Raw genomic sequence first — 24,291 nt, 5'->3', positions numbered from 1 at the left:
GTTTATGTGATGCTTTCCCAAAGTTCGAACTCTTCGGCGCATTTGCGGCGCAGCTTTTCCTCGACCTCGGGCGACAGGCTCAATGGCATGGCAGGCGAGACATTCTCGCGGGCCAATTCGATTTTTATCCCGAGGCGTTCTTCGAGAAACGTCAACAATCCCGATTGGTTCTCATAGCGGAACAGATGGTCCACCTTGGTGCCATTGGGTTGCGGTTTGACGAAATTGACCTGTGATCCAACATTGGCAAAGGCGGGGCGGCTGCCCTTGCAATAGGCCTGCACAAAGGCATCAAAACTCATGCCTGCGGTCGATGTCGGCTTCCCGGCAAGGAAGGGACGGTGGCGGTAGCGATACCAGCTGCCGAGCCAATCGATCGGTTCACGCACGACGGCCAGGGTCTCAATGTCGGGCGAGACGAATTTCTCCAACATCGGCCGGAAAAACCGGTTGTAGCGATAGACCGGCGCATGTTTCAGCTCGGGCGGGTCGCAGACATATTGCGAAGCAAAGGGGGACAGCGCGGTTTCATAGGCGGTTGTTCCGGTCTTTGGCATCGACAGGAACACCAGCTTTGCTTTGGAAAATATCAACATTTACCGGATCTTGCTCCCTGCGTGCGGCGCGTTCATTTGCTGTAAACTAACGGTTTGGCACGGCAAAAAATAGAGTGGAAGAAAAGATTTCGATTGAAATGTTCTCTTTTTGATCTCATATTGATCGAGAACAAGGCTGGAACATCATGCAAGATTGCCGCGCGCGGCTGGGTATGGAATAAGGAATAAACAGATATGGCAACGGCAGAGCTTTCAAAAATGGACAGCAAGAAACAAGCGGACAAGCAAAAGGCGCTCGACAGTGCGCTGGCGCAAATCGAACGCCAATTTGGCAAGGGGTCGATCATGAAGCTCGGGGATGGCAGCGCCTTGCCCGATATCGAAGCGACCTCGACCGGTTCTCTTGGCTTGGATATTGCCCTTGGGATTGGCGGATTGCCGAAAGGCCGGATTGTAGAGATCTATGGGCCCGAAAGCTCCGGGAAAACCACCTTGACGCTGCATTGCGTTGCCGAGGAGCAAAAAAAGGGCGGAGTTTGCGCCTTTGTCGATGCAGAACATGCATTGGACCCGCAATATGCCAAACGGGTTGGCGTCAATGTGGACGAGCTTTTGATCTCGCAACCTGATACGGGCGAGCAGGCCTTGGAGATCGTCGATACGTTGGTGCGGTCCGGCGCGGTGAGCATGGTCGTTGTCGATTCGGTCGCGGCCCTGACCCCGAAGAGCGAGTTGGAAGGCGAAATGGGCGATAGCTCGGTCGGCGTACATGCGCGTTTGATGAGCCAGGCCATGCGTAAGCTGACCGGCTCGATTAGCCGCTCCAATTGCATGGTGATTTTCATCAACCAGATTCGGATGAAAATTGGCGTGATGTTCGGAAGCCCCGAAACCACAACCGGCGGCAATGCGCTCAAGTTTTATTCATCCGTGCGGTTGGATATTCGCCGGATTGGTTCGCTCAAGGACCGCGATGAAGTGGTGGGCAACTCTACCCGCGTGAAAGTGGTGAAGAACAAAGTTGCGCCACCCTTCAAGCAGGTGGAATTTGATATCATGTATGGCGAAGGTATTTCGAAAACCGGCGAGCTTCTCGATCTTGGCGTTAAGGCGGGTGTCGTCGATAAATCCGGCAGTTGGTACTCCTATGGCGATGAGCGCATCGGACAAGGGCGCGAGAATGCCAAAGTGTTTTTGAAAGAAAACGGCCCGATGGCGATGGAGATCGAAGACAAGATCCGCGCGGCGCATGGGCTTGAGTTCGATATGGAGCATGAAGGCGGCGGCGACACTGGCAGTGATGGTGATGAGATGTTTGAATCCTGATCTAAACGTCATTGTTTTACATTAAGGCCGCCGCGTAAGGCGGCCTTAATCATGGCCGGTGCTTGTGCCGGTGATCCGGTAAACACTGTTGCAGTGGACATGCGGCGCGGGGGCAGATAAATCATCCCAAACGCTCGCATTTGCTGGAAAGTACCTCATGGCCTCGCTCAACGACATTCGCTCGACCTTCCTCGATTATTTTGCCCGTCAAGGGCATCAAATTGTGGACAGCTCGCCGCTTGTACCGCGCAATGATCCGACATTGATGTTCACCAACTCCGGCATGGTGCAGTTCAAAAACTGCTTTACCGGCGTTGAAAAGCGCGACTATGTGCGGGCGACGTCAGCCCAGAAATGTGTGCGCGCCGGGGGGAAGCATAACGACCTCGATAATGTCGGCTACACCGCGCGCCACCACACATTTTTTGAGATGCTCGGAAATTTCAGCTTTGGCGACTATTTCAAAACCGAAGCCATCCCGTTTGCATGGGAGCTTTTGACCAAAGATTTTGGCATTGATAAGAACCGTTTGCTCACCACGGTCTACCATACCGATGATGAAGCTTTCGAAATCTGGAAGAAACTCGGCGTGCCCGAAGACCGGATTATCCGCATCGCCACTTCGGATAATTTTTGGCAAATGGGGCCGACCGGTCCTTGCGGTCCTTGCTCCGAAATTTTCTATGACCACGGCGATCATATTTGGGGTGGTCCTCCCGGATCTGCGGATGAGGATGGCGACCGTTTTATTGAAATCTGGAACGTGGTTTTCATGCAAAACCAACAGTTCGAGGATGGCTCGATGCGGGCACTCGACATGCAATCCATTGATACCGGCATGGGGTTGGAACGGATTGGTGCGCTGCTTCAGGGCAAACATGACAATTACGATACCGATCTGATGCGTGCTCTCATCGAAGCCTCGGCACATGTCACCAGCCAAGATCCCGATGGCCCCGGGAATGTGCATCATCGCGTGATTGCGGATCATCTCCGGTCGACCTCTTTCTTGATTGCTGACGGGGTGATGCCGTCGAATGAAGGGCGCGGTTATGTGCTGCGCCGGATTATGCGCCGCGCCATGCGTCATGCGCATTTGCTTGGTGCAAAAGATCCGGTGATGCACCGTTTGGTGCCGGCTTTGGTCAACCAGATGGGTGGGCATTATACGGAATTGCGCCAGGCGCAGAGCCTGATTGAAGAGACATTGAAGCTGGAAGAAACCCGTTTCAAACAAACGCTTGATCGTGGTTTGCGACTGCTCGATGATGAATTGTCGGACCTGGCGGAAGGCGCGGCTTTGCCGGGGGCCGCAGCGTTTAAACTCTATGACACCTACGGATTTCCGCTTGATCTGACACAGGATGCATTGCGTGAAAAAGGCCGCGAGGTGGACACCGAAGGGTTTGACGCCGCGATGGAAGAGCAACGTGCCAAGGCGCGCGCGGCTTGGTCGGGCTCGGGCGAGGCGGCGGATGCCGAGATTTGGTTCGATATTGCGCGCGAATCCGGCACCACCGAATTCCTCGGATATGACACGGAAAGCGCGGAAGGGCAGATTGTGGCGCTGGTCAAAGAGGGGGCCGCAGTGCCCTCGGCCAAAGTCGGCGAGACGGTGCAAATCGCCGTGAACCAAACGCCGTTTTATGCAGAAAGCGGTGGGCAGGTTGGTGATACCGGCGTGCTTCGCACCGACACGGGCGTGGCAAAAATCACCGACACCCGTAAATCGGCGGATGTGTTTATCCATTTTGCCGAAGTGGTCGAGGGGGAGATTGCCAAAGGCGAAGGCGCGCGGTTGCTGGTTGACCACGAGCGGCGCAGCGCCATCCGTGCCAACCATTCGGCGACGCATTTGCTTCATGAGGCATTGCGCGAAACGCTCGGCACCCACGTGGCGCAGCGCGGATCGCTCAATGCAGAGGATCGCTTGCGCTTTGATTTCTCCCATAACGCTCCGGTCAGCGAGGCAGAATTGATTAAGATCGGCGCGGATGTGAACGACTATATCCGCCAGAACACCGCCGTCGAAACCCGTATCATGACGCCGGATGATGCGCGCGAATTGGGCGCACAGGCTTTGTTCGGCGAGAAATACGGCGACGAAGTGCGCGTCGTATCGATGGGCCGCGCCAATACCGGTAAGGGTTTGGACGGAAGCACCTATTCCCTCGAGCTTTGTGGCGGCACCCATGTCAAGCAAACCGGTGATATCGGACTTTGTGTGATCATTGCCGAAGGCGCCTCAAGCGCAGGCGTGCGGCGGATCGAAGCGTTGACCGGGCAGGCGGCCTTTGCCTATCTTCAAGATGAAACCGCCCGGATCACGGCATTGTCAGGAATGCTCAAAACCCAACCGGCAATGATTGTCGAGCGGGTGCAGGGATTGCTCGACGAGCGCAAGGCACTCAGCAATGAGGTTGCGCAGTTGCGCCGTGAATTGGCGATGGCGGGCGGATCGGATGCCGAAGTCAAAGAGATCAGCGGCACGAAATTTATGGCGCAGGTGCTTCAAGGCGTGACGGGCAAAGATCTGCCCGCGCTGATTGCGGAACATAAGGCCAAGCTCGGCTCGGGCGCGGTTTTGTTGATCGCGGATGGCGATAAGGTGGCCGTTGCCGCCGGCGTGACCGATGATTTGACCGACCGTTTGTCGGCGGTGGCGATGGTGCAGGCGGCTGTGCCGGAACTTGGCGGGAAGGGCGGCGGTGGCCGCCCCGATATGGCCCAAGGCGGCGCGAAAGATGCCAGCAACGCAGAAGCGGCGATTGCCGCTGTCGAAGCTCTGATCAAAGGATAGATAGATGACCGCACTCTGGATTGCCCATGTCACGGTGACAGACCCCGAAGCCTATGCCAAATACGCCGCATTGGCCGGCCCCGCGATTGCGGCGCATGGCGGCGCATTTATGGCCCGTGGCGGGCGGTTCGTGCAGCTTGAAGGTAAGGAACGCGCGCGCAATGTTGTGGCGCGGTTCCCATCGATCGAGGATGCGGAAAAATGTTACCATTCCGAGGCCTATCAAGAGGCGTTAAGCCATGCGCGCGGTGCATCTGAACGCGAATTGATGGTCGTCGAGATCGACGAATAAGCCTTTTCACCATTGATGTGGAAATGCAAAACGGGGGCCGATTGGCCCCCGTTTTTATGGGTTTCACCGGATTTTACTGACCGGAGAGTTTGGCGTTCCGCTTGCGCTCGTGCGGGTCGAGATAGCGTTTGCGCATCCGGATCGAATTCGGCGTCACTTCGACCAATTCGTCATTGTCGATATAGGCAATCGCCTCTTCCAAAGAGAGGGTCACAGGCGTGGTCAAACGGACCGCTTCGTCGGTGCCGGAGGCCCGCACGTTGGTCAGCTTCTTGCCTTTGAGCGGGTTCACTTCGAGATCGTTTTCACGGCTGTGTTCGCCGATGATCATGCCGGTGTAAACGTCGGCCTGCGCACCGATGAACATTTTGCCGCGATCTTCGAGGTTCCACAATGCGTAGGCGACCGATTGGCCGTTTTCCATCGAAATCAGAACACCGGCACGGCGTCCGGGGATCGGACCTTTGTGCGGGGCCCAGGAATGGAACACGCGGTTGAGAACGCCGGTGCCGCGGGTGTCGGTCAGAAACTCGCCATGATAGCCGATCAATCCGCGCGACGGCACATGGGCGACGATGCGGGTTTTACCGGCGTTTTGCTTCATCTCGACCAGATCGCCTTTGCGCGGTCCGGTGAGTTTTTCAATCACGGCGCCGGAGTATTCATCATCCACATCGACGGTGACTTCTTCGACCGGCTCAAGGCGTTCGCCATTCTCGCCTTCTTGGAAGAGAACCTGCGGGCGCGAGATCGACAATTCGAATCCTTCGCGGCGCATGTTTTCGATCAAAACACCCATTTGCAATTCGCCGCGGCCCGCAACTTCGAAGGCCTCGCCGCCGGGCGTGTCGGAGATTTTGATCGCAACGTTGGATTCAGCTTCCTTCATCAACCGGTCACGGATGACACGGGACTGGACCTTTTTGCCATCGCGGCCTGCAAGGGGGCTGTCGTTGATGCCAAAGGTCACCGTGATGGTGGGCGGATCAATCGGTTGCGCCGGCAAAGGTTCGTTCACCGAAGGATCCAGAAGGCTGTCGGCGACGGTGGCTTTGGTCATGCCCGCGATCGAGACAATGTCGCCGGCTTCGGCGACATCAATCGGTTGCTGCGACAGACCGCGGAAGGCCAGAATTTTCGTGGCGCGGAAGGTTTCGATCAAGGTGCCATCGCGGCTGACGGCTTTGAGGCTGTCGCCGGCTTTGAGCGTGCCGCTTTCGACACGGCCTGTGAGCAGGCGCCCGATGAACGGATCGGCACCCAAAGTGGTCGCGAGCATAGTAAAGGGCTCGTCCCGGCGCGACAATTGCGCAGGCGCGGGCACATGTTTGAGCACCATTTCGAACAGGGCGGTCAAATCCTTGCGCGGTCCGTCGAGTTCCATATCGGCCCAACCATTGCGGCCCGAGGCATACATATGCGGGAAGTCAAGTTGATCGTCATTGGCACCCAGCGAGGCGAACAAATCAAAGCATTCGTCAAGCGCGCGGTCGGGCTCGGCGTCGGGCTTGTCAACTTTGTTCAGCACAACGATCGGGCGCAGACCAAGCGCAAGCGCCTTGGATGTCACGAATTTGGTTTGTGGCATCGGGCCTTCGGCGGCATCCACCAAGAGGACAACGCCGTCCACCATCGACAAAATGCGCTCCACTTCGCCGCCGAAATCGGCGTGGCCGGGGGTGTCGACGATGTTGATGCGGTGGCCGCCCCATTCGACCGACGTGGCTTTGGCCAGAATGGTGATCCCGCGCTCGCGCTCGAGGTCATTGCTGTCCATCGCACGTTCGGTCGTGGCTTGGTTTTCGCGGTAAACACCGGATTGTTTCAAAAGTTCGTCCACAAGCGTGGTTTTGCCGTGGTCAACGTGGGCGATAATGGCGATATTGCGCAGGTCCATGGGGGTCCCTTTGGTTGTTCGTTCAGCCGCCTATACTGCATCCGCAGAAAAAACCAGAGGGAAAGCCGCGAAACCGTGCGATTTCACGCCGCGTGCTTAAGATGGCCCCTGATCTTGCCCAGATGGGCGACGGACGGCGTATAGAGCATGGTTGGCCCGAGGGCGCGCAAATCGGCCCCTGCACCCAGTTTGAAGCGGGCCAACCCGGCGGCAGCATCGGTGTCCACCGACCCGAGGTCAAATCGTAGCACACCCTTGCGCGCCAGCCAATTGGAGGCTTGCCAGAGCAGCAGATTATGCGCCGAGACCGATCTTCCCGCGTTGCTGCTCCATCCGATGTGGTAACTGGCGGCTGCGCCGTGGCGCAAGATCAACATGGCGGCAATCACCTCGCCGCGGTTTTCAGCCAAAAACAGACGGGTTTGATCGTTGGGATATTGCGCCGCAAAGGCGGCGGGCAGGGCACGGTAACCTTTGACACCCTGTTGCACGGTCTCTGCCGCCAAAAGCCACCCGTCTTGCGCAGGGTTCAAGGGGCGGTGGGCGACATGCAAAGCTTGCGTTTGGGCATGGCGCAGCCGGTTGCGCCATTTGCCGTGTTGCGCGGCGAGGCGGGTGTCTTGATCGCCGGAAAGGTCGATCTCCGCGACATATTGCGGCGTGATGACAGGCAGATACCCGATGCGGGCCAGATGATCCGCGCCAGCCGCATCCTCGGCATTGGCAAGCCAGATCCGCGAAGGCACGCCCGCCGCGCGCAGCGAGGAGCGCAGGGCGCGCAGGGCTTGATGTTTCACGCTTTCAGGCACCGCATCGCACCACAGTGGCCCGCGCGGCAGATAGGCAACGGGACCAAGCACCGGCAGATGCCGCAACAACAGTTGTGCCCGCCCGACCACGCGGCCACCGTGATGGATCAACGCCGCGCGCATATCGTGAACGCTTGCGCTCGAGGACTGGGTCAGCGCGGCGGCATAGGCGGGATGTTGTTGCAGCGGCGCCAGCTCTGCGCCCGCAGGCAGAGGGCATCGACGGGCAGGGTGCCAGTCAATGTCAAATTTATGGTCAGATCGGGTGTTAGCAGCGTCGGCGGCACGATGGGACATGGGCCGAGTTAAGCCTTTGAAAACCTAAAACGTGGTTAATGCGGATATGAAACGCCAGTCTTCCACTGCAGTTTTCGGGAAAACCGCCCCCGGACCGCGCCCGACCCTATGGGCGGCGCTGCTGTTGGCGTGCCTGCTGTCGGTGCCCTTTGCCTTGGCGGCGTTGGTTTCATTGGTGGTGTAATCAATACAAAAGAACCGCCCAATGGCGGGACGGTTCTTTGCAAGGTGTCGGTCGCGGCGCTTGGCCATTTTGGCGCGGGGCCAGAGGTTTTAGAACGGGATTTCGTCGTCGATGTCGCGCGAGGGCGCGCCGCCGCCGAAATCACCGCCCGAGCTGCTGCTCGATCCGCCATAATCGCCGCCCGAGGAGGGGCCACCATAATTGCCGCCTTGGCCGCCACTGTTGTCATTGCGCCCGTCGAGCATGGTCAATACGCCGTCGAAACCTTGCAGTACCACTTCGGTGGAATAGCGATCCGCGCCGGATTGATCCTGCCATTTGCGGGTTTGCAATTTGCCTTCGATGTAGACTTTCGAGCCTTTGCGCAGATATTGCTCGGCGATCCGAACGAGACCCTCTTGGAAAATCGCCACCGAATGCCATTCGGTGCGTTCCTTGCGCTCGCCGGTGTTTTTGTCTTTCCAGGTCTCGGAGGTCGCAATGCGCAGATTGCAAACCTTGCCGCCGTTGCTGAATGTGCGCACCTCGGGATCACGCCCCAAATTGCCGATGAGAATTACTTTGTTAACCGAACCGGCCATGCGTGAGCCTCCCGCAGAATCTTGTCTCTCTTGAAGGGTAAGTTACACCATCTTGGGGGGCGGGCGGCAATGGGCAATTTCAGGGAGCAATTCCCGGCGCGGTGCAGGCAGCGGGGCGAATCATGGCGCGCGGGGTCGCTGGCCGTCGGGGATATACGGTGAAATTCGCATGGAATGGGCGAATTTTTGCGTAATACGCCGCCTGTGGGGTTAAATTCTCCCTCCAAGGGTTCAAAACCGGCGCGCGGGCGCGTAGCTTAGCGCCGTGGAGCAGACCCCGCAGGGACAGCGGGTGCTTTGCGTGAGGGATTAGGGACAAAGATAATGCGTAAACCGGCCTTTGGCTTGGCGGTTCTGGTGATCGGAACGGCAGCATCACTTACGGGACCGCGTGCGGTCCATGCCGATATGTTCTCGACCCGGTCCAGCACGCATCTGTTTTCCAAGCAAACGCGGGTGCTCGACAGTCGGGCCTCGAAGCAATACGCGAATTCTGTTCGGCTGCAGCCCAAAAGCGTCGCGATCCCAAGCAAATACGGCGCGCCGACGTATCGCGGCAAATACAAAGGTCCGCTGTTGAATGTGGCGCGGGATGCGGCGCGCAAACACGGCGTGCCAGAGGATTTGTTCTTGCGTCTGGTGCAGCAAGAATCAGGGTGGAAGGTCCGGGCGCGGTCGCACAAGGGGGCCGTGGGTTTGGCGCAATTGATGCCCGGCACGGCTGCTGTATTGGGGGTCAATCCGCATGATCCGCAGCAAAACCTCGAAGGCGGTGCGCGTTATCTGAAGATGCAATATCGCAAGTTCGGTTCGTGGCGTTTGGCTTTGGCGGCCTATAATGCCGGACCGGGCGCGGTGGAGAAATACGGCGGCGTGCCTCCCTACCGTGAGACGCAACTCTATGTGCGCAAAATCTGGGGCAGCTGACCTCACTATTTTCTTTTAAAGTAACATCTTGCGGCGCATTATTAAGGTGATGCGCGGCTGCGGTCTTGTGCGAATTTGCGCAGGGCGCTCGGCGTGCGGCTGGTGTGATGTTGCACGAAACGGGTAAAATAGGCCGCGCTGCCAAAGCCCAATTCGGCCGCGATGGTTTGGATCGGCAGGGCGCCGCGCTCTAACCGTTCGCGGGCGGCATGTAGGGTCGCCTCGGTGATCAGGTCGGCGGCGGTTTGTCCGGTCACCTGTTTGCAGCTGCGGGTCAAATGGGTCGGTGTGACGCCAAGTGCGGCGGCATAATCGGCCATGGGTTTGCCCGATTGGTAGTCGCGGGCCACAAGCGCGGTAAAGGCGCGGGTCAGACGTTCGGCCGCGTTCTGACGCGGGACGTCTTCTTCGGCCAAAAGCGCACGGCGCAGCCAGACCGAAAGCAGGGCGCCTTGGGCCAGCATGGCTTCTCCGACGAAGGGGCGCGCGGCATTTTGTTCGCGGGTCATCGCATCGAGAATGGCGGTCAGCTCGCCTTGGGTCTGGGCGTCGCGCAGACGTAGGATCATCGGTTCATCCGGCAAGGCGACGCCGCATTTTGTCGGGATTTCCACCGCCTGTGCGAATCCTTGTTTGCCGAAATCAATCGACATCAAGGTGCCGGCGGGGATCACCAACAGGTTATGGGCGCCGAGGCCGCGGCGCAGCCCGCCAAGGGTGCAAATACCTTGACCGCGCGTGGTCCAGATCAGCAAATGCGCCGCGCGGGCATGATGCAATTCAAGCCGCCACGGCGCGCCGGCGGTCAGCTGCGCAAGGCTGTGGACCTTTGGCACCGGTAAACGGGCCTGATCGGGGTCGGCGTAGGGAATGTTACTTGGCACGGCGCGACTCTCATGGTTTGCTTTGCCTTTGTTTAAACCGAAATTGCGCCGGAATTGAGAGCAAAATTGTGCCAAAAGATCAATTGTCAGCGAAATCCGGCCTGTAGCGGTGCCAATCGGCCATTTTTGACCGAAACCATGTCCTTTGCCGCTTGGCGAATTGGCGTGTGGCGATTGTTGCGGCCTCCTGCGCCGCATTGAGCGAAATTTCGCCGCGCAGATGGGCGATCAGCTCTGGCGCGCCGATGGCTTTGGCCGAAGGGCGCTCGATATCCCATGTGTCGAGGTTGGCGCGGGCCTCGTCCAAGGCGCCCTGTTCCAACATTGCCTCAAAACGCCGGGCGATGCGGGCATTGAGCCAATCCTTATCCACATCAAACAGCACCGGCACGCAGCGGTCCAACGGCAGGAGCGGCGGCGGCGTGGCATCTTGCCAATCGGCAAACCCGCGACCGGTGTTTTGTAATACCTCCCACGCGCGTTGCACCCGCATTGGATTTTGCACGTCGATCCGCGCACGGGTGGCTGCGTCCAATTCGTCCAGCATCGGATCGAGACCTTCGGCGCGAATGCGGGCATTGGCCTTACTGCGCAGGGCGTCGGGGGTTTGCGGGATGTCCACAAGGCCGCGGGTCAGGGCGGTGAAGTATAGCCCCGTGCCGCCGGTGATGATCAATCTCTGACCGCCTTCCAGCAATGGCGCCAGATCCCGCAACCAATGGCCAACCGAATAGGGCGCATCATATGCGACATGACCGTAAAGCGCATGGGGTGCGGCGGCTTCTTCCTCTGGTGAGGGGCGCGCCGAGAGCACCCGCCAATTGTCATAAACTTGCAAAGCATCGGCATTGACGACGATGCCGCCGTGCCGCGCCGCGATTTGGAGCGCGAGGGCAGATTTGCCAGAGGCGGTCGGCCCGGCAATCAACACATGATCATGGGCAGAGATGGCGGAAAGGGGATCGAATGCGGTGCTCATGGTGCTTCTTTACTGCGCCTTTGTCGGGTTTTCGAGGGGCATGAGCATGCTGCGTGCCCGAAGCGACAATCGCGCATTGAACCTGCCGCCGATTTGCGACATTTTGCGGGCCAATACGATCCCGCCTCAGACTTGCTTTAGGAGCGCCGCGATGTCCTCGACTGACACCCCCATCCCCACCACAAAATTCAAACGTGTGATGTTGAAAATCTCTGGTGAGGCCTTGATGGGCGATCAGGGGTTTGGATTGCATCCCCCCACGGTCGAGCGGATCGCACGCGAAGTGCAAACCGTGCAACAGATGGGGGTCGAGATTTGCATGGTGATTGGCGGCGGCAATATTTTCCGCGGTCTGCAAGGGTCGGCACAGGGGATGGAACGCACCACCGCCGATTATATGGGGATGCTCGCCACGGTGATGAACGCGCTTGCGATGCAATCGGCGCTTGAAGAATTGGGTATTCATACGCGGGTGATTTCGGCCATCACAATGAATGAGGTGGCTGAGCCCTATATTCGCCGCCGCGCCGTGCGCCATTTGGAAAAAAAGCGGGTGTGCATTTTTGCCGCCGGCACCGGAAACCCTTACTTCACCACCGACACCGCCGCGACATTGCGCGCCAATGAAATGGCGTGCGAGGCGATTTTCAAAGGCACCAAGGTCAACGGTGTCTACGACAAGGATCCGGTGAAATTTGCGGATGCCAAACGCTATGAGAAGGTCAGCTATGACGAGGTCCTGGCCGGACATCTGGGCGTTATGGATGCCAGCGCCATTGCTTTGGCGCGCGACAACTCCCTGCCGATCATCGTGTTTTCCCTCGACGAGCCGGGCGGATTTCGCGGCATTCTGTCGGGGCAAGGCACCTATACAACCGTGGGTGATTGACGTTATTGTAGCGCAACAAAGAGCATAGGGCGGCCCGCCACGCGCGGCGCGCCGATAAGCCACGAGAAGGACGATAAGAAGATGGCTGATGAAGAATTTATGATTGATACCGATGATTTGACCCGTCGCATGGATGGGGCAATGTCTGCTTTGAAGACCGAGTTTGCCTCCTTGCGCACAGGCCGCGCGTCGGCCTCGATGTTGGAGCCGGTGATGGTCGAGGCCTACGGACAAAAAACGCCGATCAATCAGGTTGGGACCGTCAACGTGCCCGAACCGCGTATGGTCACGGTCAATGTGTGGGATAAGTCTATGGTGCAAGCCGTTGAAAAAGCCATTATGAACAGCGGCTTGGGGATCAATCCTCAGACGAACGGCACAATTGTGATGTTGCCGATTCCGGAACTCAACGAAGAGCGCCGCCGCGATTTGACCCGCGTTGCCGCGCAATATGCCGAACACGCCCGGGTGTCGGTGCGCAATATCCGCCGCGACGGTATGGATCAGATCAAGAAAGCCAAAAACGATGGCATGTCCGAAGATGATCAAAAGATCTGGGAAAGCGAAGTGCAGGATTTGACCGATAAATATATCAAGGCGGTTGATGCGGCATTGGAGCATAAACAAGAAGAGATCATGCAGGTTTAAGGCGCGGATGAGGAGCGGGCGATGGCCGTGACGGACGAAAAACGCCTAAGCGCGCCGGATGCCGTCCAAAACGGCCCGCGCCATGTTGCGATCATCATGGATGGCAATGGTCGTTGGGCACAACGGCGTGGGCGGCCGCGCCTGTTTGGTCACCATGCCGGTGCCAAACGTGTGCGCGAGGTTGTCGAGGCCTGTCCAGATCTGGGCGTCAAGTACGTGACGATTTTCGCCTTTTCCACCGAGAACTGGAAACGCACGCAGGTCGAGGTTGCGGGGCTGATGAGCCTGTTCCGCCGTTATATCACCAAAGAAGCACGAGCCCTGGCCGACGAGGGCGTGCGGGTGCGGTTCATCGGTGATCGGGTGCGTTTGGATCGCAAGTTGGTCCTGTTGATGGACGAGCTTGAAGAAATGACCTCAGGCAATGATCGCGTGCATCTGACTATCGCGCTGAATTATGGCAGCCGCGACGAGGTGGCGCGGGCGACGAAACGCTTGGCGCAAGATGTGGCGGCGGGGAAACTCGATCCCGAAAAAGTGGATGAGGAAACGCTGCCAAAGTATTTGGATACTTGCGTTTTACCTGATCCTGACCTTGTGATCCGCACCTCCGGTGAAGCGCGGATATCGAATTTTCTGCTCTGGCAATCGGCCTATGCGGAATACGAGTTTATCGAAACCCTCTGGCCGGATTTTACTGCTGCGGAACTGGCGCGGTTGGTAAAGGATTATGGCAAACGCGACCGTCGGTTTGGCGCGGTCAAACTGTGATGTGAGGCGCGATGAGTAGCACATCGAATTGGAGCGATCTGGTTGCGCGGGCGGTGTCCGGTGTGGCGATGGTTGCCGTCGGGCTGGGCGCGATTGTGGCGGGGGGGCTGTGGTTCGCGGCCTTGATTGCTGTGGTTTGCGGCGTGATGATTTGGGAATTGGTGCGGATGCTGCATCCGGCGGCGCATAGTGCGGCGCTGCAGCTTGGCTTTGCGGGCGGCGCGGCCGTTTTGGCGGCACTGTATTTGCCGGGCGGCTTGGCCTTGCCGCTACTTTTGGCGCCGGTGATGGCCGGCATTGCTTTGCTCAAACACAATCGCGCGCTCTATCTGGTGTTTGCGGCCATGATCGTTTTGGCCAGTTTCGGCATGGGTAAATTGCGGGGCGATTGGGGGATGGAGTGGCTGTTGTGGCTGGTGGTCACTGTCGTGGTCACGGATGTCCTCGGTTATTTTGCGGGCCGTTTTATCGGCGGTCCGAAATTCTGGCCGCGGGTCAGCCCCAAGAAAACATGGTCCGGCACCGTGGCCGGATGGATCGGCGCGGGGATTGTCGGGGGGATTTGCATGATCGTGCTGGGCGCGAATGTGCAGATCATCGGCGTGTCTGTGGCGGTGTCGATGGCGTCGCAAATTGGCGATATTTCCGAGAGCGCGGTAAAGCGTAAAATGGGTGTCAAGGATAGTTCGAACCTGATCCCGGGGCACGGAGGGTTGATGGACCGGTTTGACGGCATGCTCGGTGCGGCGCTGTTTGTGTTGATCGCGGGGCAATTGATTGCTTTCCCGCCGGGGATCGGCTGATCCATGCGCAGGGTTTCTATTTTTGGTGCGACCGGCTCAATCGGGCAAAGCACGATTGATCTGATCGCACGCGCGCCGCAAGACTATGATGTGGTGGCCCTGACCGGCGGTCAGAACATCGCGCAGCTCGCGGCAGATGCGGTGCGGCTAGGGGCGCAGGTGGCGGTCACGGCGGATGAAAACCGCCTTGATGATTTGCGCGCCGCGCTTGGCCAAAGCGGCGTCAAGGCGGCCGCCGGACGGGCGGCTTTGCTTGAGGCGGCGGCCATGCCGGCCGATTGGGTGATGTCTGCGATTGTCGGCGCGGCGGGGCTTGCGCCGGGTTTAATCGCCTTGCAGGGCGGTGCCACCTTGGCTTTGGCCAATAAGGAATCGCTGGTGACGGCGGGGCCATTGTTGATGGCGACGGCACGGGCGTCCGGCGCGCGGATTTTGCCGGTGGACAGCGAGCATTCAGCAATTTTCCAAGCGCTGGTGGGCGAAGAGATCTCGGCCGTCGAGCGGATCATCATCACCGCATCGGGCGGCGCATTTCGTGATTGGCCGATGGAAAAATTGGCCCATGCCACACCGGCAGAGGCCGCGACCCATCCCAATTGGGACATGGGGCAACGCATCACGATCGATAGCGCATCTATGTTTAATAAGGCGCTAGAAGTCATTGAAACAAAAGAGTATTTCGATATACGCGCAGAGCAAATCGAAGTTCTGGTGCACCCGCAATCCATGGTGCATGCTTTGGTCGGGTTCAATGACGGGGCGTTGATGGCGCATCTGGGCGCGCCGGACATGCGTCATGCGATCGGGTATGCGCTGCATTATCCGCAGCGCCGCGATCTGCCGGTCGAGCGGCTCGATCTGGCGGCGCTTGGTACGTTGGAGTTTCGTGCGCCTGATGAGGCGCGGTATCCTGCGTTGCGGCTTGCACGCGAGGTCATGGCGGCGGGCGGATTGTCAGGGGCGGTGTTCAACGCGGCCAAAGAACGCGCGCTAGACGGGTTCATCGCCGGGCGGATCGGGTTTTTGCAAATGGCCGATGTGGTTGAGGCGGCGCTCGCGCAAATGTCATCGGACGGATGCCATATTGATGCCGAGATTACCCTAGATAACGTTCATAAAACCGACCAGATTGCGCGCGAGACGGCGGATAAAATCATGGCGCGGATGGGGTAAGCCCCGCCAAAGCGCCCAAAAGAAACGCCCAAAAGGGCATTAGAGCAGAGGAACACGCATAATGCTGGAGATTATTCCGCAGTTCGGCGGCCTGTTGGGAACCCTCGCGGCCTTTGTCGTGGCGCTTTCGGTGATCGTGGCGATCCACGAATACGGGCATTACATTATCGGGCGTCTGTCGGGGATCAAAGCAGAGGTGTTCAGCCTTGGCTTCGGGCCGGTGATCTATTCGCGCATGGATAAACGCGGCACGAAATGGCAATTCGCACTTTTGCCTTTTGGCGGCTACGTGAAGTTTTTGGGCGATGCCAATGCGGCGTCGGGCAAAGACGGCGAGGCGATGGAAGAAATGCCCGAAGAGATGTTGCGCCACACTATGCATGGCGCACCTTTGTGGGCGCGGGCGGCGACGGTTGTGGCGGGGCCGCTATTTAACTTCATGTTGTCGATTGCGGTGTTTGCCGTGGTGATTGCCCTGCGTGGGCAGGTGTCCGAACCCTTGACCGTGGGTGAAATGCGCCCGACGGGTCCGGCGGTTGTTGAATTGATGCCCGGCGACGAGATTTTGCAGATTGAGGGCATGGACGTGCCGTCCTTCGAGGATGCGTCGGGGTTTGACGCGTTGGCCGAGGCGCTGCCGCAGCAACCTGTTCTGGATTACACGGTGTTGCGCGAGGGCCGTGAAATGGTCGTGGACGGGCCGTTCCTTTATCCGCCGATTGTCACGCAACTGTCGCCCAAATCCGCCGCCTATGAAATCGACATGAAGGTCGGGGATGTGGTCACCGCCATCGACGGCACGCCGATTGCCGCCTTTGCACAGTTGAAAACCGCCGTTGAAGCCTCCGAAGGGGCGCCTTTGGATCTCGAAGTGTGGCGCGATGGGCAGATGCTTGATTTCGTGCTGACCCCGCGCGCCACGGATGAGCCGCAAGAGGGCGGCAGTTTCGCGACCAATTGGCGGATCGGGATCGCGGGCGGTTTTGCCTTTGAACCGGCGACCGAGCCTTTGGGCATCGGTCAATCGGTTTGGGCCGGCGTAAACCAAACCGGTGCGATCATGCGCGGTTCGGTGTCGGGACTATGGCATATGATCACCGGCAAAATCAGCAGCTGCAACATGGCGGGGCCGATTTCGATTGCGCAAATTTCCAAGGCGCAAGCCAGCCAAGGTATCGAGAGCTTTGTTTGGTTCATTGCGGTTTTGTCGACGGCGGTGGGTCTTTTGAACCTCTTCCCGATTCCGATGCTGGATGGGGGGCATTTGGTGTTTTACGCTTATGAAGCCGTCGCGGGGCGTCCACCGAATGAAAAAGTCATGCAGGTGTTGATGGCGATCGGCATGACGATTGTGTTGTCGCTGATGTTGTTTGCACTGTTCAATGATCTGACCTGCTAAGGCGCTCGGGCTTAAATAAGCCAATAAATTCAATCGCGGCGTGCGGGGCAACCTGCGCGCCGCCATGCTTTTGCCGTATTTGCGCCCTGATCGCGGCATAATGACGTGCGATTTATCGCGCATTGGCGGCAGATGCGCCGCAGACCTGTCAAAGCGCCAAGGGGCTGTTGAGATGCAAACCATTACGCAAGGGTATCGCGGGCTGAGCCTGTTGTTCTCGATCAATTGGGACCGGATTCTTTATATCGCGACCATTGTGGTGGCGTTGATGGCCGGTGCGTTTGTCGGCTCGATCGGCGTGAACTGACGCCGGCGCGGGGCGTTTTTCCCTTCGGCATGATGCCTGTGTGCCACAAATTGTAATGAACCCAACCCCTTGTGAGGCGCCCATTGGGCGCCACTCTATTTTGCGGTTTTGACAAGGCTGTGCTATAGGGATAGCAAGGTGCAAAATGGCACGTCAGACTGGGTTGACACATGACCAATAATATTGAGAACGGGCGTCAAAAACCCGTCGGGCAAAATGCAACACTCCGGCTTTTGAGCACGGCAGCTTTCCTAACGATTGCAACAGCTTCGGGCATTGCGCCGCAGGCCGCCTATGCGCAAAGCTACAGGTTTTCCAACGTTTCGATCGATGGCAATCAACGCGTGGATGCCAGCACGATCCTGTCCTATGCAGGAATCGGCAAGGGGCAAACCATCTCTGCTGGTGAGTTGAACGCCGCTTATCAACGGATTTTGGGTTCGGGATTATTTGAAAGCGTCGAGATTTCGCCGCGCGGCAATACGTTGAATATCGCGGTGAAAGAATATCCGACGATCAACCGCATCAGCTTTGAGGGCAATCGCCGGATCAAGGATGAGGTTCTCGAGCAGGTGATTCAATCGCGTTCGCGCCTTGTGTTCAGCCCTACCACCGCCGAACGCGATACCGCCGCGCTGAGCGAAGCCTATGCCAATGAGGGCCGTGTGTCGGCCCGCGTGACCCCGCGTATCATCCGCCGCAGCGACAACCGTGTCGATTTGGTGTTTGAAATCTTCGAAGGTGGCGTGACCGAAATTTCGCGTCTTGGTTTTGTCGGAAACCGCGCCTTTTCCGACAGCCGCCTGCGCCGTGTGCTGAGCACCAAGCAAGCCGGTCTGTTGCGGCTTTTGATCAAACGGGACACGGTGGTCGAAGACCGGATCGAGTTTGATAAACAGGTTTTGCGCGATTTTTATCTGTCGCGCGGTTATGTTGATTTTCGCACGACCTCGGTGAATGCCGAGCTGGCGCGCGAACGTGACGGCTATTTCGTGACATTCAATGTGCAAGAGGGACAACAATTCCGTCTTGGCGAGATCACCACCGTATCGGAAATGAGCGATGCAGACGCGGATGATTTCGACGCGATTTTGAAGATTAAAACCGGGCAGGTGTATTCGCCGGTGGATATCGAAAATTCGATTGTGCGGATGGAACGGCTCGCGGTGCAAAAGGGCATTGATTTCATGCGCATCGAACCGCGCGTGACCCGCAACGAACGCGATCTGACATTGGATATCGAATTTGTCCTGTCCAAAGGCCCGCGGGTTTTTGTCGAACGGATCGATATCGAAGGCAACGCCACGACATTGGATCAAGTGGTCCGCCGCCAATTCCGTATCGTCGAGGGCGATCCCTTCAATCCGCGTGAAATTCGTGAAAGCGCCGAGCGGGTCCGCAGCTTGGGGTATTTCGCCAATGCCGATGTGAACGCCCGCGAGGGGTCCAGCCCCGATAAAGTCGTGGTCGATGTGAACGTCGAGGAGAAAACCACCGGCTCGCTGTCCTTTGGCGGCACCTATAGCACCAATGGCGGCCTTGGGCTTGTGGTAAGCTTTAAAGAAAGCAACTTCTTGGGGCGTGGGCAGCAGCTTGGCTTTACCGTCGCGGGCACTGATGCGGATACCGATTACAGCTTCTCCTTCGCGGAACCGGCATTTTTGGGCCGGGATTTGCGGTTTGATATTTCCGCCGGTCTTTCCAGTACGGACAATCAATACGCGCTGTATGATACCGAAATCGGGAGTTTTCAAACCGGCATTACATTCCCGGTCAGCGAGATGGGCAGCCTGCGGATGCATTATTTCGCCAAATCGACCGATATGAGCTATGATGCGACCTCTAATCTGGGATCGATCTTGCGGGCTGAAGCGGATCAAGGCGGCCTGATCTCCAGCGGTATCGGCTATCAGTATTCCTACGAGAGCCGCCGTCGCGGGTTGAACCCGAATGCCGGGGTTTCCTTTGTCTTCGGTCAGGAATTGGCCGGTCTGGGCGGTGATGTGCAATTTATCCGGTCCACAGCCAAGGCCGTGGCGCAAACCACTGTCTTCAACGACGAAGTGACATTGCGCGCGTCGATCGAAGGTGGCGCCTTGAGCTTTTCTGGATCCGATGCCAGCCGAGTGACCGACCGTTTCGGTTTTGGCGGTGCGATCATGCGCGGGTTTGATCCCGATGGTATTGGTCCGCGTCAATATGACGGTGCCGGGGTCGACGATGCCTTGGGCGGGAATATGTTTGCCGTGGCACGGTTCGAAGCTGAATTCCCTCTGGGCATCCCCGAAGAATACGGCATGCGCGGCGGTGCCTTCTATGACATCGGTTCGGTATGGGGGCTGAATTCCTCCACCACGGCCGGGACGACAGATGTCCTCTATGAAAGCGGATCGGCGCGTCAGGTTATTGGTCTGTCGTTGTTCTGGACAACGCCGGTTGGGCCGTTGCGCTTTAACTGGACCCATGCGTTGGAAAAAGAAGCCTACGACAAAGAGCAAACCTTCGATCTGTCGATTTCGACCGCGTTCTAAGCCGATGTGGCAGCGGGCGTCCTTTCTGATAATCGCGGCAGCGCTGGCTGCGGTGCCTGCGCCGGTGGTTCGGGCGCAAGGATTGGGCGGTGCGGGATTTAGCATCGGCCATCCGGACGAAACGTTGCAAAACTCTGTCGCGGTGATTGATCTGGATCGCTTGTTTTTGGAGTCGGCCTTTGGTGGCCGGGTCGCGCGGGATTTTGAAACCCGTCGCGCCGCGCTCATGGCTGAAAATCGCAGTATCGAAGCCGCGCTTGTCGAGGAAGAACGCAAGTTAACCGAAGATCGCGCTGGTTTGGCTCCGGCAGATTTTCGCGCTCTGGCGGATCAGTTCGACGAAAAAGTGCAACGCATCCGCCGCGAGCAAGACGTCAAGGTTGCGGCGTTGGGGCAGGACAACGAGGCCGCGCAAAGGTTGTTTTTGCGGGCCGCAGATCCGGTTTTGACCGACCTGATGCAGGAAATCGGCGCCGGCGTGTTGATCGAGCGGCGCTATGTGCTCAAAATGCTTGATCGTGTTGATGTCACTGCTCTGGCGATTGAACGGGTCGATGCGGCGATTGGCACGGGCGGCGCATTGGAAGGGGGGGCAGACACGCCCCAAGACTCCCAAAAAAATAACGCTGAAGACAATGACCAGGACGGGAAGGCGGCGCTGACGCCCTCCGCACCCGAACCGGCGCAAGATGTGGCGCAACCGCCATCGGAGGAGTGACGCGTCTTGCCGCCCGGCGGGGGAGTTGTTACTCAGGGCGGGCCGCGCCAATCGGGCCGGTCAAAACGGGGCCAATAGAGGGCCGCAGGCCAGTGCGCGCGTCGCGAAAGGACATGTCATGAGCGATCTGAAAACCGCAGATATCCAGTTGATCCAACAGATCATTCCGCATCGCTATCCGTTTCTATTGGTGGATAAAGTCGTCGACATCGATGGGTATAAATCCGCGACAGGCATCAAGAATGTCACAATGAACGAGCCGCATTTTCAAGGTCACTTCCCGGGAAATCCGATCATGCCCGGCGTGACGATCGTTGAGGCGATGGCGCAAACGGCGGCGGTGATGGTTGGCGTGGCGCTTGAGATGGCAGACAAGAATATGCTGGTGTATTTCATGGCCATCGACAAATGCAAATTCCGCCGCAAGGTGGTGCCCGGTGACGTGGTTGAAATGAAGCTTGAAACACTGCGCGGCAAACCGGGGGCCAAGGTTTGGAAATTCGGCGGCGTGGGATCGGTTGATGGCGAAATGGCCTGCGAAGTCGAATTTACCGCGATGATGGACCTGCCAAAGGAGTGAGCCAGATGGCCGCGACGACATCCGAAACCGAAATCCACCCGAGCGCCGTCATCGAGACAGGCGCGCAAATCGGGCAGGGCGTGCGCATCGGCCCGTTTTGTCATATCGGCCCTGAGGTGGTGTTGCGCGATGGCGTGGAGCTCAAAAGCCATGTTGTCGTCACCGGCGATACGGTGGTGGGCGAAGAGACGGTGATTTTCTCTTTCGCGTGTATTGGCGAAATTCCGCAAGATCTTAAATTCAAGGGCGAAAAATCACGCCTTGAGATCGGCGCGCGCAACCGCATCCGTGAACATGTGACGATGAATGCCGGCACCGAAGGCGGCGGTGGTGTCACCCGTGTGGGTGATGACGGTCTGTTTATGGCGGGCAGCCATGTCGCCCATGACGTACAGGTCGGCAACCGTGTGGTCGTGGTCAATAGCGCGGCTTTGGCCGGGCATTGTGTGATCGAAGATGACGTGATCATCGGCGGTTTGGTCGGGGTGCATCAATGGGTGCGCATCGGCCAAGGCGCAATCATTGGCGCGGTCACCATGGTGACCAATGACGTCATTCCTTACGGTTTGGTTCAAGCACCGCGCGGTGAATTGGACGGGTTGAATTTGGTCGGTTTGAAACGCCGCGGCGTGCCACGTAGCGATATCACCGCCCTGCGCGCGGCGTTTCAAATGTTGGCGCAAGGCGAAGGCACCTTTCAAACCCGTGCGCGGCGTTTGGGCGATGAAACCGAAAGCACATATGTGCGCCAAATCGTTGATTTCATTACTGGAACGAGTGATCGCTCCTTCCTGACGCCGCGGTAGATGCGCAGATGCTGGCTCTGATCGCAGGGCGCGGGACCCTTCCGGCGCAGATCGTTGAGGCACAGGTGAACGCGGGCGCCGCCCGGCCCTTTGTATGTGCGCTTATGGGAAACCTGCCTGCGGGCGTGACGCCGGATCTGACCTTTCGCATCGAACATCTGGGATCGCTTTTGTTGCGCTTGGGCAAGGAGGGCGTGACCGATGTTTGCCTCTGCGGTGCGATTGATCGCCCGGAGATTGATCCTGCGGCGCTTGACCGAGAGACCCTGCCGTTGGCGCCGCTGTTTCAGCACGCATTGGCCAAGGGCGATGATGGCGCTTTGCGGGTTGTGATGCAGATTTTCGAGCAAACCGGATTTACCATACGTGCTGCGAATGAATTGGTTGCGGATCTGACGCAACCGGCCGGCGTGCCGACCAAGGCGCAGCCCCAACCGCGTCATCGCCGCGACGCCATTCTCGGGCAGCAGATCATCGCCGAAATGGGTGCCGCCGATGTCGGACAAGCCTGTGTGATCCGCGATGGTGTGGTTTTGGCCCGCGAAGATGATGCCGGCACCGATGCGATGTTGGCCCAGTTTCACGAGGTATATGAAGCTCCATACGGGGATGGCGATCCCCTGAGTGCGGCTGTGGAGTGGTTGGCGGAGACGGTGACAGCTTGGATCCGGGAGGCGCAAGACGCACGGCAAGCGCCCAAAGCGGCGCCGGGTGCAGTGTTGTTCAAAGCGCCAAAACCGGATCAGGACCGCCGGGCAGATCTGCCGACGATTGGCCCTGCAACGGCAATGCATGCCGCCGAGGGCGGGTTCGACGGAATCATCATTGAGGCGGGCGGTGTAATGGTGCTGGACCTGCCGCGTGTGGTGGCGATTTTGGACGCGATGAATATGTTCTTATGGATTCGGGATCCACAGAGCGAGGACACCGCATGAAGGTGTTCATCATCGCGGGCGAGGCTTCGGGCGATAAATTGGGCGCAGCATTGATGCAGGGGATGAAATCCTTGCAAAACGACGTCCAATTTCAAGGCGTTGGCGGACCGTTGATGGAGAGTAATGGCCTGCAAAGCCGGTTTCCGATGGATGAATTATCGGTCATGGGTATTGCAGAGATCCTGCCGAAATATCGCCATCTCATGCGGCGGATCAACGAGACCGCCGAAGCGGTGGTGGCCGCCAAACCGGACGTGTTGATCACCATTGATAGCCCCGATTTCTCCTTGCGTGTGGCGCGGCGGGTCAAGGCCAAATCGGATATTCGCACCGTGCATTATGTTGCGCCGACGGTTTGGGCGTGGCGCGCGGGCCGGGCGGCGAAGATGGCCCAAGTGATCGACCATGTTTTGGCGCTGTTCCCTTTCGAGCCGCCTTATATGACCGAGGCGGGGATGGAATGCGATTTTGTCGGTCATCCGGTTGTCGCGGAACCCGCGGCCGATACGATTGCGGCAAAGGCATTTCGCGCCGATCACGGTATTGGTGATGCGCCGATGATGCTTGTCCTGCCCGGATCGCGGCGCGGCGAAGTGGGGCGTTTGGCGCCGGTGTTTGGCGCGGCGCTCGGGCCGGTGATGGCGGCGCATCCGGATATGCGGATCGTGGTGCCGACCACGGACAATGTTACCGAAGCCGTGCGCGCAGCAGTATGCGATTGGCCGGTCGATACGGTGATCTTGGACCCGACGGGCATGACGCCAGAGGAGTATGGCACGCTCAAGCGCGCGGCGTTTAAGGCCGCCGATATGGCGCTTGCGGCGTCGGGTACCGTGTCGTTGGAATTGGCGGCGGCCGATACGCCGATGGTCATCGCCTACGACATGAGCTGGCTCAGCCGGGTCATCATCAGCCGGATGCTCAAGGTGGACACCGTGACGTTGGTCAGCCTCGTGTCCGAAACGCGGGTTATCCCCGAATTCATCGGCAAGGCGTGCAAACCCGATGCGATTGCGGCGGGGGTGCTTGATGTGCTCGCCGCGCCGGATGCGCAACGCGCAGCGATGGCCCTAACGATGGAACGTCTGGGCAAGGGCGGCATGGCACCGGGAGAGCGCGCCGCGCGGGCGGTTTTACGCGGATTGGGTCACTAAACCGGATCGCCGCGCATAGGTCGCGCGGCGCTTGAACCTGTGGC

At 58.5% G+C, this 24,291-nt stretch carries 24 protein-coding genes; 18 read left to right on the top strand and 6 right to left on the bottom strand.

The window, feature by feature from the left end; all coding sequences use genetic code 11:
* Positions 1 to 2: 2 nt before the first annotated feature.
* A complete protein-coding gene (locus DI396_RS05255; protein ID WP_110795128.1) occupies positions 3 to 596 on the bottom strand; it encodes a gamma-glutamyl kinase in 594 nt (197 codons plus the stop codon).
* A gap of 195 nt (positions 597 to 791) precedes the next feature.
* Between DI396_RS05255 and recA the strand changes: the two genes are divergently transcribed.
* The 3 genes from recA (at position 792) to DI396_RS05240 (ending at position 4,975) form a co-directional block, all read left to right on the top strand.
* Positions 792 to 1,883, top strand: coding sequence for a recombinase RecA (recA, locus tag DI396_RS05250; protein WP_110795127.1), 1,092 nt, complete (start codon positions 792 to 794; stop codon positions 1,881 to 1,883).
* 157 nt (positions 1,884 to 2,040) lie between these two features.
* The gene (gene alaS / locus DI396_RS05245; protein ID WP_110795126.1) at positions 2,041 to 4,683 is read left to right on the top strand and encodes an alanine--tRNA ligase; all 2,643 of its coding nucleotides are present in this window, start codon (positions 2,041 to 2,043) and stop codon (positions 4,681 to 4,683) included.
* A gap of 4 nt (positions 4,684 to 4,687) precedes the next feature.
* Positions 4,688 to 4,975, top strand: a complete 288-nt coding sequence (locus DI396_RS05240) for a DUF1330 domain-containing protein (protein WP_110795125.1) — start codon at positions 4,688 to 4,690, stop codon at positions 4,973 to 4,975.
* A gap of 73 nt (positions 4,976 to 5,048) precedes the next feature.
* Here the strand turns inward: DI396_RS05240 and typA are convergent, their stop codons facing one another.
* Both typA and DI396_RS05230 read right to left on the bottom strand, forming a co-directional pair.
* The gene (gene typA, locus DI396_RS05235; RefSeq protein ID WP_110795124.1) at positions 5,049 to 6,872 is read right to left on the bottom strand and encodes a translational GTPase TypA; all 1,824 of its coding nucleotides are present in this window, start codon (positions 6,870 to 6,872) and stop codon (positions 5,049 to 5,051) included.
* Between the two features lie 83 nt (positions 6,873 to 6,955).
* A complete protein-coding gene (locus DI396_RS05230; RefSeq protein ID WP_110795123.1) occupies positions 6,956 to 7,978 on the bottom strand; it encodes a lipid II:glycine glycyltransferase FemX in 1,023 nt (340 codons plus the stop codon).
* Between the two features lie 46 nt (positions 7,979 to 8,024).
* Here DI396_RS05230 and DI396_RS16585 point away from each other — a divergent pair, with 46 nt between their 5' ends.
* The gene (locus DI396_RS16585) at positions 8,025 to 8,162 is read left to right on the top strand and encodes a hypothetical protein (RefSeq protein WP_204362797.1); all 138 of its coding nucleotides are present in this window, start codon (positions 8,025 to 8,027) and stop codon (positions 8,160 to 8,162) included.
* An 89-nt stretch (positions 8,163 to 8,251) separates the two neighbouring features.
* Here the strand turns inward: DI396_RS16585 and ssb are convergent, their stop codons facing one another.
* The gene (gene ssb, locus DI396_RS05225) at positions 8,252 to 8,743 is read right to left on the bottom strand and encodes a single-stranded DNA-binding protein (RefSeq protein WP_110795122.1); all 492 of its coding nucleotides are present in this window, start codon (positions 8,741 to 8,743) and stop codon (positions 8,252 to 8,254) included.
* 324 nt (positions 8,744 to 9,067) lie between these two features.
* On the opposite strand from ssb, the gene DI396_RS05220 reads away from it, so the two are divergent.
* Positions 9,068 to 9,670, top strand: coding sequence for a lytic transglycosylase domain-containing protein (locus DI396_RS05220; RefSeq protein ID WP_110795121.1), 603 nt, complete (start codon positions 9,068 to 9,070; stop codon positions 9,668 to 9,670).
* A 41-nt stretch (positions 9,671 to 9,711) separates the two neighbouring features.
* On the opposite strand, the gene DI396_RS05215 is transcribed toward DI396_RS05220, so the two are convergent.
* Both DI396_RS05215 and miaA read right to left on the bottom strand, forming a co-directional pair.
* Complete coding sequence (locus DI396_RS05215) at positions 9,712 to 10,554, bottom strand: helix-turn-helix transcriptional regulator (protein ID WP_235851751.1); 843 nt, start codon at positions 10,552 to 10,554, stop codon at positions 9,712 to 9,714.
* 79 nt (positions 10,555 to 10,633) lie between these two features.
* The gene (gene miaA / locus DI396_RS05210) at positions 10,634 to 11,533 is read right to left on the bottom strand and encodes a tRNA (adenosine(37)-N6)-dimethylallyltransferase MiaA (protein WP_110795381.1); all 900 of its coding nucleotides are present in this window, start codon (positions 11,531 to 11,533) and stop codon (positions 10,634 to 10,636) included.
* A 151-nt stretch (positions 11,534 to 11,684) separates the two neighbouring features.
* Here miaA and pyrH point away from each other — a divergent pair, with 151 nt between their 5' ends.
* From pyrH to lpxB, 13 genes are all read left to right on the top strand, one after another.
* Positions 11,685 to 12,422, top strand: coding sequence for a UMP kinase (pyrH, locus tag DI396_RS05205; RefSeq protein WP_110795119.1), 738 nt, complete (start codon positions 11,685 to 11,687; stop codon positions 12,420 to 12,422).
* Positions 12,423 to 12,503: 81 nt separating this feature from the next.
* A complete protein-coding gene (gene frr / locus DI396_RS05200) occupies positions 12,504 to 13,070 on the top strand; it encodes a ribosome recycling factor (protein ID WP_110795118.1) in 567 nt (188 codons plus the stop codon).
* 21 nt (positions 13,071 to 13,091) lie between these two features.
* The gene (locus DI396_RS05195) at positions 13,092 to 13,841 is read left to right on the top strand and encodes an isoprenyl transferase (RefSeq protein WP_110795117.1); all 750 of its coding nucleotides are present in this window, start codon (positions 13,092 to 13,094) and stop codon (positions 13,839 to 13,841) included.
* An 11-nt stretch (positions 13,842 to 13,852) separates the two neighbouring features.
* Complete coding sequence (locus DI396_RS16580; RefSeq protein ID WP_204362796.1) at positions 13,853 to 14,644, top strand: phosphatidate cytidylyltransferase; 792 nt, start codon at positions 13,853 to 13,855, stop codon at positions 14,642 to 14,644.
* Positions 14,645 to 14,647: 3 nt separating this feature from the next.
* Positions 14,648 to 15,817 carry a 1-deoxy-D-xylulose-5-phosphate reductoisomerase gene (gene dxr, locus DI396_RS16575; protein WP_204362795.1) on the top strand — a complete coding sequence of 390 codons (1,170 nt, stop codon included), beginning with the start codon at positions 14,648 to 14,650 and terminating at the stop codon, positions 15,815 to 15,817.
* Positions 15,818 to 15,878: 61 nt separating this feature from the next.
* A complete protein-coding gene (gene rseP, locus DI396_RS05185; protein WP_110795116.1) occupies positions 15,879 to 17,216 on the top strand; it encodes an RIP metalloprotease RseP in 1,338 nt (445 codons plus the stop codon).
* A gap of 172 nt (positions 17,217 to 17,388) precedes the next feature.
* Positions 17,389 to 17,523 carry a hypothetical protein gene (locus DI396_RS16840; RefSeq protein WP_268876832.1) on the top strand — a complete coding sequence of 45 codons (135 nt, stop codon included), beginning with the start codon at positions 17,389 to 17,391 and terminating at the stop codon, positions 17,521 to 17,523.
* 170 nt (positions 17,524 to 17,693) lie between these two features.
* Positions 17,694 to 20,054 carry an outer membrane protein assembly factor BamA gene (bamA, locus tag DI396_RS05175; RefSeq protein ID WP_110795114.1) on the top strand — a complete coding sequence of 787 codons (2,361 nt, stop codon included), beginning with the start codon at positions 17,694 to 17,696 and terminating at the stop codon, positions 20,052 to 20,054.
* 64 nt (positions 20,055 to 20,118) lie between these two features.
* Complete coding sequence (locus DI396_RS05170) at positions 20,119 to 20,772, top strand: OmpH/Skp family outer membrane protein (RefSeq protein ID WP_235851750.1); 654 nt, start codon at positions 20,119 to 20,121, stop codon at positions 20,770 to 20,772.
* A gap of 118 nt (positions 20,773 to 20,890) precedes the next feature.
* Positions 20,891 to 21,352 carry a 3-hydroxyacyl-ACP dehydratase FabZ gene (gene fabZ, locus DI396_RS05165; RefSeq protein WP_110795112.1) on the top strand — a complete coding sequence of 154 codons (462 nt, stop codon included), beginning with the start codon at positions 20,891 to 20,893 and terminating at the stop codon, positions 21,350 to 21,352.
* 5 nt (positions 21,353 to 21,357) lie between these two features.
* Positions 21,358 to 22,158, top strand: a complete 801-nt coding sequence (gene lpxA, locus DI396_RS05160) for an acyl-ACP--UDP-N-acetylglucosamine O-acyltransferase (protein ID WP_110795111.1) — start codon at positions 21,358 to 21,360, stop codon at positions 22,156 to 22,158.
* Between the two features lie 8 nt (positions 22,159 to 22,166).
* Positions 22,167 to 23,093: an LpxI family protein gene (locus DI396_RS05155; RefSeq protein ID WP_110795110.1), complete on the top strand. Its 927-nt coding sequence runs from the start codon at positions 22,167 to 22,169 to the stop codon at positions 23,091 to 23,093.
* Positions 23,090 to 24,247 (top strand): lipid-A-disaccharide synthase, encoded by a 1,158-nt coding sequence (gene lpxB, locus DI396_RS05150; protein WP_110795109.1) that lies wholly within the window; start codon positions 23,090 to 23,092, stop codon positions 24,245 to 24,247. The genes DI396_RS05155 and lpxB overlap by 4 nt, the downstream gene beginning before the upstream one ends.
* Positions 24,248 to 24,291 lie beyond the last annotated feature (44 nt).

The sequence above is a fragment of the Litorivita pollutaquae genome, from assembly GCF_003205515.1.
GTDB lineage: Bacteria > Pseudomonadota > Alphaproteobacteria > Rhodobacterales > Rhodobacteraceae > Litorivita > Litorivita pollutaquae.
Note: the sequence above shows the minus strand (reverse complement) of the source record. Positions and strands in the feature narration are given on the sequence as shown.